The sequence below is a fragment of the Pseudomonas sp. P5_B2 genome (genome assembly GCF_056400445.1).
The window spans coordinates 1-13328 of record NZ_JBFULH010000090.1 but is presented as its reverse complement, the minus strand read 5'-3'; the positions used below and the strand labels follow the sequence as shown (position 1 = coordinate 13328).

The window sequence follows — 13328 nt, the reverse complement described above, 5'->3', positions numbered from 1 at the left end:
TGCCCACCATTTGCTCAGTGAGGGGCATGCCAATGTGCGCGTTTATCGACCGAGCTAAGAGCCCGGGGCTGTATGCCTGTGGCCTGCGTCACCGGCCCCCCGACTCTGCCGTCAAGCTGTAACGGCAAGGCCTGACTCTACTGTAATCGCTGCCAAGACTTGTCAGCACACCGAATCCTCTGATCGAGATACACAAGTGATCGAAAATCTACGCAACATCGCCATCATTGCTCACGTTGACCATGGTAAAACCACCCTGGTAGACAAACTCTTGCGTCAGTCCGGCACCCTGGAGCGCAACGAGCTCAACGACGAGCGCGTGATGGACTCCAACGACCAGGAGAAAGAGCGCGGTATTACCATTCTGGCGAAAAACACCGCCATCAACTGGAACGGCCACCACATCAACATCGTGGACACCCCGGGCCACGCCGACTTCGGCGGCGAAGTTGAACGCGTAATGTCGATGGTTGACTCCGTTCTGCTGCTGGTTGACGCTCAAGACGGCCCTATGCCGCAAACCCGTTTCGTGACCAAGAAGGCTTTCGAAGCCGGCCTGCGTCCAATCGTGGTCATCAACAAGGTTGACCGTCCAGGCGCGCGTCCGGACTGGGTTCTGGATCAGATCTTCGACCTGTTCGACAACCTGGGTGCTACCGAAGAACAGCTGGACTTCAAAGTCGTCTACGCCTCGGCCCTGAACGGCATTGCCGGTCTGGAACACACCGACATGGCTGAAGACATGACCCCGCTGTACCAGGCGATCATTGACCACGTACCGGCTCCACAAGTTGACCGTGACGGTCCGTTCCAGATGCAAATCTCGGCACTGGACTACAACAGCTTCCTGGGTGTTATCGGCGTTGGTCGAATCGCCCGTGGTCGCGTCAAGCCGAACACTCAAGTTGTGGCTATCGACGCCGACGGCAAGCGCCGTAACGGTCGTATCCTGAAGCTGATGGGTCACCACGGCCTGCACCGTATCGACGTTGACGAAGCAGCTGCCGGCGACATCGTCTGCATCAGCGGCTTCGACCAGCTGTTCATCTCCGACACTCTGTGCGACCCACTGAACGTCGAAGCGATGAAGCCGCTGACCGTTGACGAACCAACTGTTTCCATGACCTTCCAGGTGAACGACTCGCCGTTCTGCGGTCGTGAAGGCAAGTTCGTCACCAGCCGTAACATCAAAGAGCGTCTGGACAAAGAACTGCTCTACAACGTTGCTCTTCGCGTTGAAGAAGGCGACAGCGCCGACAAGTTCAAAGTCTCCGGCCGTGGTGAGTTGCACCTCTCGGTACTGATCGAAACCATGCGTCGCGAAGGCTTCGAAATGGGTGTTGGTCGTCCGGAAGTGATCATCCGCATGGTTGACGGCGTTAAGCACGAACCGTACGAAAACGTGACCATCGACCTGCCAGAAGAATCGCAAGGTTCGATCATGGAACAGATCGGTATCCGTAAAGGCGACCTGACCAACATGGTTCCGGATGGCAAGGGCCGTGTGCGCCTTGAGTACAACATCCCGGCCCGTGGTCTGATCGGTTTCCGTAACGAGTTCCTGACCCTGACCTCCGGTGCAGGCATCCTGACCTCGATCTTCGACCGCTACGACGTGATGAAGTCCGGCGATATGTCCGGCCGTCAGAACGGCGTGCTGGTTTCGGTTGCTACCGGTAAGGCTCTGACTTACTCGCTGGAAACCCTGCAAGCTCGCGGCAAATTGTTCCTGGGTCACGGTGAAGACGTGTACGAAGGTCAAATCGTCGGCATCAACAGCCGCGACAACGACCTGGGCGTCAACCCAACCAAAGGCAAGAAGCTCGACAACATGCGTGCTTCGGGTAAAGACGAAACCATCGCTCTGGTTCCGCCTATCCGCTTCACCCTGGAACAGGCTCTGGAATTCGTTCAAGAAGACGAATTGTGCGAAGTCACTCCTAAGTCCATCCGTCTTCGCAAGAAGATCCTGGGCGAAAGCGAGCGTACCCGCGCTGCGAAGAAGTCCGGTAACTAAGTCATTTAGTTAGCGAACAAAAAAACGCCCCCGACCGCAAGGTCGGGGGCGTTTTTGTTTGTCTGGGGTGATCGTTCCCACGCTCTGCGTGGGAATGCCTCAATGGACGCTCCGCGTCCGCTTCGGCATGGGACGCGGAGCGTCCCGGGCTGCATTCCCACGCGGAGCGTGGGAATGATCAGGGTGGGGTTAAAACTTATCGAGTGGCCGGCGGCTGGCGCTGGTCTCGCGTGCCACTTCTTTAGGCTTGTATGCGCAATACCCTGGYCGCGGCCCGATTTTCGGGTGATTGCGGCAAGTGTCCGGGCGCTTTTCATAAATAGTGCACAGACGGCTCTTACGATCCAGATAGAGGCAATCGTTGTTGCTCATGCGCTGGAGGGTGAAGATCTCGGTCTTCTGGCTGTAACGCTCGACGATCCCTTCCTTCTGCAGGCGCTTGGCGATGTTCTTCGCCGGCTCGCCGCGCTCGAACTCGTCGACGATCCCGATGCGGATCAGGTCCTTGATCTTGACCTCGACCGGCAGCGTACAGCAGCTGGACACGCAGGAACCGCACATCGGCGCAGAGTACTTGGCCCAGGTATCGAGGCGATCGATCTCAGCGGCGGCGATCAGGTTGGGTTTCATCATCGGTTGTTACCAGCACGTGCATCAGGGCGCGCGATCATACCGGGACTGGTGGATTTTTGAACAACCTTTCGCCAGATTTTTTCTGTAGCACCCGAATGGCACCATAAATCCGGCACGGCCCCTGCATTGAATCAGGCACACGACGCTGTAATGCCAACCTATCTCGCACTCTCAGGAAAAACTGCCGAACCCGAGCCCCCACCGTCTGTCAGACCGTCTAGGCTCAACAACTCCACGCTCGCTCGAGGTCCTATCGATGACTCAAGAACCACTTGTTCGCGAAGCAGAGGTGGCCGCATTCCGCGATGCCGTCTTGACCAAACTCACCTACGCGGTGGGTAAAGACCCGGATCATGCCTTCGACCATGACTGGTTCGAAGCTATTGCGTTGGCAGCACGAGACCACATGGTCGAGCACTGGATGGACCACACCCGGCAAATTTACCGTAAAGGGCAGAAACGGGTTTATTACCTCTCACTGGAATTCCTCATCGGCCGGCTGCTCTACGACAGCCTGAGCAACCTTGGCCTGCTCGACGTCGCCCGTGAAGCATTGACCGAGCTGGGTGTCGACCTTGAACGCATTCGCCTGCTGGAGCCCGACGCGGCCCTGGGCAACGGCGGCCTCGGTCGTCTGGCGGCGTGCTTCATGGAAAGCATGTCGACCCTTGGCATCGCCGGCCACGGCTACGGCATTCGCTATGAACACGGTTTGTTCCGCCAGGCCATCGTCGACGGCTGGCAGCAGGAGCAGACCGAACACTGGCTGGACTTCGGCAACCCTTGGGAATTTGAACGGGCTGAGGTCGTTTACCCGATCGGCTTCGGCGGCGGCGTTGAAACCGTCATCGATGAAAACGGTAAATCCAAGCAAGTCTGGACCCCGGTGGAAACCGTGCGAGCAATTGCTTACGACACTCCGGTGGTTGGCTGGCGTGGGGCGAGCGTCAATACGCTGCGTCTATGGCGTGCCCGGGCGATGGAAGATTTGCACCTGGAGCGCTTCAACGCCGGTGACCACTTGGGTGCAGTAGCGGAAGTAGCCCGTGCCGAAAGTATTTCTCGCGTGCTTTATCCCGCGGACAGCACGGAAGCCGGCCAGGAGCTGCGGCTGCGCCAGGAATACTTCTTCGTCGCCGCGTCCTTGCAGGATTTGCTGCGCCGCCATCGCAACATGCACACCTCGGTGCTGACCCTGGGCGATCACGCGGCGATCCAGCTCAACGACACTCACCCCTCGATTGCCGTGGCCGAATTGATGCGCCAGCTAGTCGATGTGTATGACGTGGCGTGGGATGCGGCGTGGCAAGTCACCGTCGACACGCTGTCGTACACCAACCACACGCTGTTGCCCGAAGCGCTGGAAACCTGGCCGGTCGGTCTGATGGAGCGGATGTTGCCGCGACACATGCAGATCATTTACCTGATTAATGCCCAACACATCGACTCCCTGCGCGCCAAAGGCATTCATGACTTCGACGTGTTGCGCGCGGTGTCATTGATCGAAGAAGACAACGGTCGCCGTGTGCGCATGGGCAACCTCGCGTTTCTCGGCTCGCACAGCGTCAACGGCGTGTCGGGGCTGCACACGCAGCTGATGCGTAAAACCGTGTTCTCCGAACTGCACAAGCTCTACCCGGACCGGATCAACAACAAGACCAACGGCATCACCTTCCGCCGCTGGCTTTACCAGGCCAACCCCGAACTCACGTCCATGCTGGTCGATGTCCTCGGGCCGGACTTGCGGGATAACCCGGAAGGGCGCTTGCTCGACCTGGAGCCGTTCSCCGAAAAAGCCGCGTTCCGCAAGGCGTTTGCCGAACAGCGGCTGCACAGCAAAAAAGCCCTGGCTTACCTGATTCACGAGCGTCTGGGGGTGGCGGTCAACCCGGCGGCAATGTTCGATGTGCAGGTTAAACGGATCCACGAATACAAACGCCAGCTGCTCAATCTGATGCACACCGTGGCGTTGTATCAGGCGATTCGGGCCGAGCCGGAAATCGACTGGGTGCCGCGCGTGAAGATTTTCGCCGGCAAGGCTGCCGCCAGTTATCACCAGGCCAAGCTGATCATCAAGTTGACCAACGACATCGCCCGGGTAGTGAACAACGACCCGACCGTGCGCGGCCTGCTCAAAGTGGTGTTCCTGCCCAACTACAACGTCAGCCTGGCGGAGAGCATTATTCCGGCGGCGGATTTGTCGGAACAGATTTCCACCGCAGGCTTCGAGGCATCCGGCACCAGTAACATGAAGTTCGGCCTTAATGGTGCACTGACCATTGGCACCCTGGATGGGGCCAACGTAGAAATGTCCGAGCGCATCGGTGTCGAACACATGTTTATCTTCGGCCTCAGTGCGCAGCAGGTTGAAGCGCGAAAGCAGAACCACGAGTTCAATGCGACACCGGACATCGCGGCGTCTCATCGACTCAATGACGTGCTGCAAGCGATTCGCGGCGGGGTGTTCTCGCCGGATGATCCATCGCGTTACACCGGGCTGATTGATTCGCTGGTGGATTACGACCGCTTCCTGGTGTGCGCCGATTTCGACTCTTACTGGAGTGCGCAGATGCGCGTCGAAGCCCATTGGCACGATTCCAAGGAATGGTGGCGTTCGGCAGTGTTGAACACGTCGCGGATGGGTTGGTTTTCTTCAGACCGGACCATTCGCGAGTACGCCACCGAAATCTGGAAGGCACTGGAGTAACTTTTCGCAATAATTGCGTGCAAGGCCCGACGGGGTTGGGCCTGGCCGATATACTAAGCACCAGTTTCAGTGAGCGCTGCGCGCTCAATCGCGGGCAAGCCACGCTCCCACAGGATTGCATGAGCCGTCAGAATGGCGCATGACCTGTGGGAGCGTGGCTTGCCCGCGATGACGTCAGTGMAGGCGCCACAAGGCAATGGGCTGCTTAGGGATATCGACCATGCAATGGATTTTCATACTGATCGGGCTGGCACTCGGCTGGATGCTCGGCTGGATATTCGACGAATCGTTCGATGATGCGCTGTTGGGCGCTTTGCTCGGCTTGGGTATTGGCCTGGCTATCCGCATCGCCCGTTTAGGATCACAAGCTGCCAGGCTGCACCTTCTGCTGGAGCAGACGCAGGTTGCGCTCAGTGCAGTGCAGCAACGCCTGGCCTTGCTGGAGGTGTCCGGAGTCAAAGCGCCTGAAACCAGCGAGCCGGCTGCCAGCGAACCCATTGGGCCTGCTGAATTTGCCCCCGACGAATCCCCTGTCGACACCCCGGAACTGATCTGGGAGCTGCCCCCCGAACTCGAACCGATCACCGCTTTGGCGACTGAAACCAGTCCGCCTCTACCTGCCGATGCCTGGAAACCCGAGCCGCAAGCCCCCGTCACCCCGCGCGGTCCTAACCTCATAGATCGCGCCATCAGCGGCGCCCGCGCCTGGCTCTTCGGTGGCAACACCGTGCTGCGGGTTGGCGTGGTGCTGTTGTTCCTCGGTCTGGCCTTTCTACTGCGTTACGCGACCGAAGGCGTGGTCGTGCCGATTGAGCTGCGTTACGCCGGTGTCGCGGCGTTTGCGTTAGGGCTACTCGGTTTGGGTTGGTGGCTGCGTCATCGCAACAATAATTACGCGTTGATGCTGCAAGGCACCGGCATTGCCGTGCTGTACCTGACGGTGTTCGCCGCCATGCGTCTGCATCCGCTGCTGGATCCGTCGGCAGCGCTTGGTCTGCTGGTGGCGGTGACGGCGTTCTCAGCGATTCTGGCGATCACCCAGGATTCATTGGCGCTGGCCTGCGTGGCCGCGATGGGCGGTTTTGCCGCGCCGATTCTGACCTCTACCGGTGCCGGCAACCACGTCGCGCTGTTCAGCTACTTCACCTTGCTCAACGCGGGCATTCTCACCATCGCCTGGTTCAAGGCCTGGCGATTGCTTAACCTGATCGGCTTTGCCGGCACGTTCAGCATCGGATTCGCTTGGGGGCTGCGTTCCTACACGCCGGAGTTGCTGTGGAGTATCGAGCCGTTCCTGATTGTGTTTTTCCTGATGTACCTGGCCATTGGTCTGTTGTTCACCCGGCGCAAGTTGCTGGCAATGAACGATGCGCCGGAAGACGACAGCCGCGAGGCACTGCTGCGCTGGTCGGCGGGCAAGGGCGATTACGTCGACGGTACGATGCTGTTTGGCCCACCCGTGGTGGGATTCGGTTTGCAATTCACACTGGTCCAGCACATTGAGTTTGCAGCAGCTTTCAGCGCATTGACGTTGGGCATGATTTACATGGGCTTGACTCGTATGCTGATGGGCGGCCGCGCGTTGTTGCTGGCAGAAACCTGTCTGGCACTGGGTGTGATCTTCGCCAGTCTGGCAATTCCTTTGGGGCTCGATGCACGCTGGACCGCCGCTGCCTGGGCTGTTGAAGGCGCAGGGATCTTCTGGCTCTGCCTGCGTCAGCAACGACCCACGGCACGGGCCTTTGCCTTGCTGCTGCAACTGGGCTCGGCACTGGCGTTTATCCGCGAGCTGCGGATCGGCGAAAGCAGCCTGCTCGACGGCGCTCCGTTGGGCGCGTTGATGCTCGGCATGGCGTTGCTGTTCAGCTTCTATCAATTGCGCAACGCGGCACCTGGGCAGACGGTGGAATGGGAGCGCAGATGGAATGCGGTTCTGGCGTGCCTCGGTCTGACGTTTCTTTATCTCCTGGCGCCCTTGTTTTTCTTTACTCAGGGCACTGCGATCAGTTGGGCGCTGGCCGGTTTGGCGACGTTGTTTGTCGGTCTGCGCCTGCAATCACGCACGTTCCTGTTCACTGCGTTTGTCGTGCAGTTGCTCGGTGGTGCGTTGTTCCTGTTGCGGCTGGAAGGTGGCGGTGGTGAGTCCGCGGCGGTGTTCAACGCTGGTTGGAACGGTTTGCTCAGCGCCTCTCTGATCGGTCTGGCGTTGATCGTCGGCATGCTGCAGGCCGCGCGCGATGAGATGGTGCGCAGCGACACGCGACTGTTGCTCGGCGTGTCGGTGGTGTTGCTGGCCGGTCTGGTACTGATCAACCTAGCCGTACTGTTCGTCCTGCCGTGGCAAACCGCGAGCGCGGTGTGGGCGGCCAGTGGTTTGTTCATCATCTGGTTGAGCCTGTTTCTGAAGCTGCGCGTCAGTTTTGTCTTCGGTTTGATGTTGCAGGTGATTGGTGGCGTGGCATTTGTGATGGCGGGGCCGGCCCTGCTCGGACCGTTGGCCAGTGAGGGTTTAAGTCCGCTGGCTCACAGCGGTTTCTGGACTCCGTTGGTATTGGGTTCGGCGGCGCTGGTCGGTGCGTGGCGGTTGCAATTTGGCAATCATGCTTCGGCATTCGAGGTGCTGAGTTTAAGGCGTTTGTCCGACGTGCTGCTGGTCTGGGGTGCGGGTTGGTGGGCACTGGCCTGGATCAGTGAAGTGCTGCGCTTTGCCCCGGTCAATCTGCAAGCGACGCTGTTGCTGGTGATCGCGGCCATTAGCGTGGCGCTCTGGACGCTGTTGGCGCTGCGCTTGAAATGGTCCTCTCTGGGTTTGCTCTGCACCTTGCTGATGCCGGCCGCGGGCGTGGTGCTGCTCGCGGCGTGGCACTCGCGTTATCACCCTGCGGCCAGTTTTGGTTGGCTGGCGTGGGCGGCGGTGTTCGTCGTGCATTTCGTCTCGCTGAAGCGACTGGCGCCCATGTTGCCCGCGCGCGCTGTGAGCACGGCGCATGTGCTCGGTTGCTGGCTGTTGATCGGCGTGCTGGCGCTGGAGTTGCGGTATGGCCTCCTGCTGTTGTCTGAGCAATACAACGCCTGGCGCTGGTTGGGCTGGGCAATTCTGCCAAGCCTGTATCTGCTGCTGATGGCTGCACCACGCAGTTGGCCATGGCCGGTGTCGGCGTATCCGCGCGAATACCGACTGTATGCGGCGGCACCGCTGGCGCTGCTGATGCTCGGCTGGTTTTGGCTGACGAATGTGGTCAGCGACGGTACCGCCGAACCGCTGCCATACGTGCCGTTGATCAACCCGCTGGAGCTGGGCCTGCTGTTTGCGCTCTTCGGGGTCTACGTCTGGTCGCATAGCGCCGTGACGCAATTGGCGATTCGCAAGGACTACGCCGAACACGCCACGCAATGGCTCGCCGGGGTTTCACTGTTTATGTTCTTTACTGTGCTGGTAATGCGCGCGGCGCACCATTGGGGTGGTGTGCCGTTCGAGTTCGATGCGTTACTTGAATCAACGTTGGTTCAGGCCGGCCTGTCTATCGTCTGGACGCTGATGGCGCTGAGCCTGATGATCGGCGGTCATTTGCGCCATCGTCGCGAGGTCTGGCTGATCGGTGCGGCGTTGATTGGCGTGGTGGTGGCCAAGCTGTTCTTTGTGGAACTGAGTAACCGCGGCGGGCTCGCGCGGATCGTGTCGTTTATCGGTGTTGGCGTGTTGCTGCTGGTGGTGGGCTATTTCGCGCCGCTGCCGCCCAAGCGTGTCGAGGCTGCGCCGGATTCTGAAACACCGGCACCGGAAACCGAAGGAGTGTCGTCTTGATTCAGAAGCTGAACCTGGGTTGGTTGGGCGCGATGGCGCTGGGAGTGACGCTGTCAGTCAGCGCGCAGGAACAACCGGCGGACTTCACCACTCAAGTGCCGTTGTCCGTGAGCGGCGAAGGCCCGTGGTATCGCCTCGATTTGCCATTGAACGTGCAGTTGAAGGCGCGGCAAACCAACCTGAGTGATGTGCGAGTCTTCAACGCCGCTGGTCAGGTTCAGGCGTATGCCATGGCGAGAGAACCGGCCCAGACCCGCGAAAATCGCACATTGACCGATGTGAAGTGGTTCCCGCTGTACAACTCGGCAGATTCCACCGAACACGCGCCCAGTGTGCGAGTGCAGTCGAGTGCCAACGGCGCGCTGGTCGAAGTACAGCCGTCCATTCAGCTGGAAGCCGGCGAGGAAGTGCTGCGCGGCTGGTTGCTCGATGCCAGCGCCATCAAGGCGCCGTTGCAGCAATTGGTCCTTGACTGGACCAGCGAACGCGACGGCTTCCAGCAATTCAGCATCGAAGCCAGCGACGACTTGCAGCATTGGCAGTCGTGGGGCAAGGGGCAGGTCGCACGGCTGACGTTTGCCGACGAACGGGTCGAGCAGCATGAAGTCGCTCTGCCGGGGCAATCGGCGCGCTATCTGCGCTTGCTGTGGAGTTCACCACAATTGGCGCCCGTGCTGACGTCGGCGCAGCTGGAAAGTGCAAGCAGCCGCAGCCTGCCGCTGTCGTTGGTCTGGTCGCAACCGTTGGCCGGCAGCAGCGTGAAGACCGGTGAATACACCTGGCAATTACCGATGGGGCTGAATGTCGAGCGTTTGCAGGTCGAACTGAGTCAGCCCAACAGTCTGGCGCCGGTCACCTTGTCCGGTCGCCGCGAGAGCAGCCTGCCGTGGCAGCCGCTGGGCAGTGGTTTGCTGTATCGCCTGACCCAGAATGGCCAGGACGTGGTGCAGAACGAGTTGCTGCTACCGGGGCAAACCGTACAGCAGTTGAAACTGTTCGTGGACGAGCGCGGTGGCGGCTTGGGCGCCGAAGCGCCAACGGTGAAATATGCCGTGCGTCCGACGCAGCTGGTGTTCCTCGCGCGCGGGCCAGGCCCTTATACGCTGGCGCTGGGGAATGCGACGGTGAAAGCAGCGAGCTTGCCGTTATCGACGCTGATTCCGGATTACAGCGCTCAGAAGCTGGCGACATTGGGTAAAGCCACCGTGGAGGGCGAGGGGATGGTGACGCCTGCATCGACGGTGACCACTGGCACGAACTGGAAAAAATTCGGGTTGTGGGGAGTTTTGTTACTCAGCGTGCTGTTTCTGGCGGCGATGGCGGTCAGCTTGCTGCGCAAGCCTCCAGCCAAACCCTGAAAGCGGGTGCTGCGCACCATTCGACTTGCTCGCGAAGGCTGACTATCAGGCAAAGAAAATCTTGAAACTGCCACCTGCCGCCGGTCCACATCCGCCCCAATTCGAACTACGCTAAACCCCGCGCATGAACTCTCTTGGGTGTATCACGTCTGATAGGAGGAAATGCGCCTCGACTCGCGTTAAACTGCGCGGGTTTTTAGCCCCCCATTCCACCGGAGCCTTCCATGTCCCGCGTTACCCTGAGTCGCTATTTGATTGAGCAGACCCGTAGCAACAACACTCCTGCCGATCTGCGTTTCCTGATCGAAGTGGTGGCGCGTGCTTGCAAAGAGATCAACCACGCCGTGTCCAAAGGCGCCCTCGGTGGTGTTCTGGGCAGCATGGGCACTGAAAACGTCCAAGGTGAAGTGCAGAAGAAACTCGACGTGATCTCCAACGAGATCCTGCTCGAAGCCAACGAATGGGGCGGTCACCTGGCCGGCATGGCGTCAGAAGAAATGGACAATGCCTACCAGATCCCGGGCAAATACCCGAAAGGCGCGTACCTGCTGGTATTCGACCCGCTGGACGGTTCGTCGAACATCGATATCAACGCGCCGGTCGGTACGATTTTCTCGGTGCTGCGTTGCCCGAACGAATACCTGAGCCAGAATGAGCCCTTGAACGAAAAGGCTTTCCTGCAGCCAGGCACCGAGCAAGTGGCTGCCGGTTACGCGATCTACGGTCCACAGACCATGTTGATCCTGACCCTGGGCGACGGCGTAAAAGGCTTCACTCTGGACCGCGAAATGGGCAGCTTCGTGCTGACCCACGAAGACATCAAAATCCCGGCCTCCACTCAGGAATTCGCGATCAATGCGTCCAACCAGCGTCACTGGGAAGCGCCGGTACAACGCTACGTCGGCGAATTGCTGGCTGGCGAAGAAGGCCCCCTGAAAAAGAACTACAACATGCGCTGGGTCGCCGCGATGGTCGCGGACGTGCACCGCATCCTGACCCGTGGCGGTCTGTTCATGTACCCACGCGACAGCCGCGAGCCGTCCAAGCCGGGCAAGCTGCGTCTGATGTACGAAGCCAACCCGATGTCGTTCCTGGTCGAACAGGCCGGCGGCGCTTCCACCAATGGCCATCAACGCATCCTCGACATCAAGCCTGACGGCCTGCACCAGCGTGTTGCCGTATTCCTGGGCTCCAAAGAAGAAGTCGAACGCATCACGGCTTACCACAAGGAATAAACCATGACCGCGCCCTGGCAGCCGTTGCTCGATTGGTGGTTCGGATCTTCCGAATCAGCGAACGAAACAGCGGCTGACAAGGGCAGGTTATGGTTCGGCAAGCGTGGCAGCCAGGACCTCGAAGCGCAGACGCGTTTCGGGGACTGGGTCGAGCAGGCACTGGCCGGCGGATTGACTGACTGGGCGCAACGCCCCGAAGGTTGGCTGGCACTGGTGCTACTGCTCGATCAGCTCCCGCGAATGATCTATCGCAATACTCGCAAATCCTATTCCGGCGATCTCAGGGCTCAGGCACTGGTGGCGCAAGGCATTGCTGCGGATTTTGATCGGCAGTTGAGGCCTGTTCAGCGGGTATTTATCTACCTGGTGATGGAGCATTGCGAGCACCTGGCAGTGCAGGAAGAAGCCGTTTCGCGGTTCATCGAATTGATGGCGCAGCAACCGGAGGCTGATCGGGCAGTGTTTGCCGATAACCTGGATTTTGCCGAGCGGCATCGGGACGTGATTGCGCAGTTTGGACGGTTTCCGCATCGCAATGCGGTGTTGGGAAGGGAGTCTACGGCTGAGGAGTTGGCATTTCTCACCAGACCCGGCTCACATTTTTAAATGCGATGCGCCTTGAACTCACAGACCCCCTTGAAACAGGCGTTTCATCAGCAGTGCTGGCAGTTTTTTCCGGGTATCGGCAATGATGTGGACATAGACCGTTTGGTCTCGTACTTCATAAATGATCCTGTTCATTCCTGAGAGTATTTGTCGGTACTGACTGAGGTGGAGCTTCTCGATTTCTTCAGGGATTGATCCTGAATAGGGCTGTGTTCCCAAGTGGCGGGTAGCTGATTTCAAAGAGGTGTAGGTGCTTTGCCAGGTTTGGGTGGAAAACTGTTTGATGAGCCAGGTACGAAGTTCTTTTAAGTCTGTTTCGGCGGACTGAAGAATGACGACCTTTAAACTCATTGATGGTCAGCCTTGTCCAGTTCAGCGAAGACGTCTTCGGCATCGCGAAATTTGCCTTCTTCAATCTCACGATTACCCATTGCCAAGAGTTTTAAAAGGGCCATCGTGTCTTCCTGCTCTTCGAAGCTTTTCACGTCCATTACCACGAGCTTTGCTTCACCATTTTGGGTGATGACCAAGGGCTCACGGCTTTCTGTAATGGTTTTGACAATTTCAGCGGTGTGGCTTTTCAGGTAGCTGATGGGCTTGATTTGAGATGAAAGCTTCATGGGGAGAGCCTCGCCAGGTTGAGTAGGACCGAGTTTAGTCTTAATTCAGTCCTACGTCTGGAGCTGCTGACCGGCGTTGTCTCAGCGGCTTGTTCGCGAAGGGGCCTGAAGCGCGTTAGATCCGGAAGCTACCCACCAATTGCTTCAACCGCGCCGCCTGCTGCTCAAGGTCAGCACACGCGCGCAAGGTCGACTGCAAGTTCTCCACGCCTTCCTGGTTAAGCGTGTTGATCTCGGTAATGTCGACGTTGATCGACTCCACCACAGCGGTCTGCTCTTCAGTCGCAGTGGCCACCGACTGGTTCATCCCGTCGATTTCACTAATGCGCTGCGTCACGCTGTCCAGG

At 59.0% G+C, this 13328-nt stretch carries 9 protein-coding genes and 1 pseudogene; 6 read left to right on the top strand and 4 right to left on the bottom strand.

Features of this window, described 5'->3' with window-relative positions; genetic code table 11:
* Positions 1-196 precede the first annotated feature (196 nt).
* Entirely contained in the window at positions 197-2017 is a 1821-nt protein-coding gene (gene typA, locus AC1DRJ_RS10820) for a translational GTPase TypA (RefSeq protein ID WP_477802127.1), read from the top strand.
* Between the two features lie 189 nt (positions 2018-2206).
* Here typA and AC1DRJ_RS10815 read toward each other — a convergent pair whose 3' ends face one another.
* Positions 2207-2647, bottom strand: coding sequence for a YkgJ family cysteine cluster protein (locus AC1DRJ_RS10815; RefSeq protein ID WP_477802128.1), 441 nt, complete (start codon positions 2645-2647; stop codon positions 2207-2209).
* Between the two features lie 259 nt (positions 2648-2906).
* On the opposite strand from AC1DRJ_RS10815, the gene AC1DRJ_RS10810 reads away from it, so the two are divergent.
* The 5 genes from AC1DRJ_RS10810 to AC1DRJ_RS10790 all read left to right on the top strand — a co-directional run bounded on the left by AC1DRJ_RS10810 (position 2907) and on the right by AC1DRJ_RS10790 (position 12361).
* On the top strand, positions 2907-5357 hold the full coding sequence (locus tag AC1DRJ_RS10810; RefSeq protein WP_477802126.1) for a glycogen/starch/alpha-glucan phosphorylase: 2451 nt from the start codon (positions 2907-2909) through the stop codon (positions 5355-5357).
* 220 nt (positions 5358-5577) lie between these two features.
* A complete protein-coding gene (locus tag AC1DRJ_RS10805; RefSeq protein ID WP_477802125.1) occupies positions 5578-9162 on the top strand; it encodes a DUF2339 domain-containing protein in 3585 nt (1194 codons plus the stop codon).
* Positions 9159-10520 (top strand): DUF3999 domain-containing protein, encoded by a 1362-nt coding sequence (locus tag AC1DRJ_RS10800; RefSeq protein WP_477802124.1) that lies wholly within the window; start codon positions 9159-9161, stop codon positions 10518-10520. The genes AC1DRJ_RS10805 and AC1DRJ_RS10800 overlap by 4 nt, the downstream gene beginning before the upstream one ends.
* Positions 10521-10744: 224 nt before the next feature.
* A complete protein-coding gene (locus AC1DRJ_RS10795) occupies positions 10745-11755 on the top strand; it encodes a class 1 fructose-bisphosphatase (RefSeq protein ID WP_477802123.1) in 1011 nt (336 codons plus the stop codon).
* Between the two features lie 3 nt (positions 11756-11758).
* Entirely contained in the window at positions 11759-12361 is a 603-nt protein-coding gene (locus AC1DRJ_RS10790) for a DUF924 family protein (protein WP_477802122.1), read from the top strand.
* 18 nt (positions 12362-12379) lie between these two features.
* Here AC1DRJ_RS10790 and AC1DRJ_RS10785 read toward each other — a convergent pair whose 3' ends face one another.
* The 3 genes and pseudogenes from AC1DRJ_RS10785 to AC1DRJ_RS10775 form a co-directional block, all read right to left on the bottom strand.
* Positions 12380-12712, bottom strand: coding sequence for a type II toxin-antitoxin system RelE/ParE family toxin (locus AC1DRJ_RS10785; protein ID WP_477802121.1), 333 nt, complete (start codon positions 12710-12712; stop codon positions 12380-12382).
* Positions 12709-12981 (bottom strand): type II toxin-antitoxin system Phd/YefM family antitoxin, encoded by a 273-nt coding sequence (locus AC1DRJ_RS10780; RefSeq protein ID WP_305424106.1) that lies wholly within the window; start codon positions 12979-12981, stop codon positions 12709-12711. Before AC1DRJ_RS10780 ends, AC1DRJ_RS10785 begins: the two co-directional genes overlap by 4 nt.
* A gap of 115 nt (positions 12982-13096) precedes the next feature.
* Positions 13097-13328, bottom strand: a pseudogene (locus AC1DRJ_RS10775) (chemotaxis protein); the annotation flags it as partial.

Bases quoted from the DNA above. Each gene is read 5' to 3' on its own strand.
- AC1DRJ_RS10795 (WP_477802123.1), top strand. From the start codon at position 10,745: ATGTCCCGCGTTACCCTGAGTCGCTATTTGATTGAGCAGACCCGTAGC.
- AC1DRJ_RS10785 (WP_477802121.1), bottom strand. From the start codon at position 12,712: ATGAGTTTAAAGGTCGTCATTCTTCAGTCCGCCGAAACAGACTTAAAA.
- AC1DRJ_RS10790 (WP_477802122.1), top strand. From the start codon at position 11,759: ATGACCGCGCCCTGGCAGCCGTTGCTCGATTGGTGGTTCGGATCTTCC.
- AC1DRJ_RS10780 (WP_305424106.1), bottom strand. From the start codon at position 12,981: ATGAAGCTTTCATCTCAAATCAAGCCCATCAGCTACCTGAAAAGCCAC.
- AC1DRJ_RS10805 (WP_477802125.1), top strand. From the start codon at position 5,578: ATGCAATGGATTTTCATACTGATCGGGCTGGCACTCGGCTGGATGCTC.